The sequence below is a fragment of the Devosia psychrophila genome, assembly GCF_000971275.1.
Classification (GTDB): Bacteria; Pseudomonadota; Alphaproteobacteria; order Rhizobiales; family Devosiaceae; genus Devosia; species Devosia psychrophila.
The window spans coordinates 1-563 of the sequence record NZ_LAPV01000225.1 but is presented as its reverse complement, the minus strand read 5'-3'; the positions used below and the strand labels follow the sequence as shown (position 1 = coordinate 563).

At 39.8% G+C, this 563-nt stretch carries 1 protein-coding gene; it reads left to right on the top strand.

Translation table 11 applies throughout. The features are described 5' to 3' along the window. Positions 1–431 (top strand): hypothetical protein (locus WH91_RS24815; protein ID WP_082102308.1); only part of this gene is annotated, 431 nt, incomplete at its 5' end. Positions 432–563: the final 132 nt, after the last annotated feature.

The following is a 563-nucleotide window of genomic DNA, read 5'->3' as shown; positions in this document are numbered from 1 at the left end:
GGAGAAAGAAAAGGGGGGAGACAACAGACGGAGAAAAGGCAGAGACAAGAAGGGAGGCAAATGGAAAAAAGGAGGAGCAGAAATATAGAAGAAAGGAGGGAGGCAAGAAGAGAAAAAGGGGGGAGAAGAAGAGGGGAGAGAAAGACGAAAGGGGGAAAGGAAGAAGGGAGGAGAAGAAGAAGAAAAGGAAAAGAGAAAAGAGAGAGAAGAAAGAGGAAAGGGAGACAAAAGAGGCGAAAAACAGAGGAGGAGCGAAAACAAAAGGAAAAAAGAAAAAAGAAAAAGAAAAAGAAGAAAAAGAAGAAAAGAAAAGAGAAAAAGAAGAAAAAAAGAAAAGAAGAAAAAAAAGAAAAGAAGAAGAGGGAAAAAGAGAAACGAGTAAGTATAGAGGGATAGGAGAAGAGAAAAAGAGAAAGGCAGTAAAAAAGTAAGAAGGAGATGAAGACGAAGAAATCGGAAATGTAAATGAAGGTGTGGTTGAAGAAAGAGGACAAATGAAAGGTGTGGTAAATGGAGTGGGAGGATGACTAGGCATCGGCGAAAAGTCCGTTGCAGTTGATTTC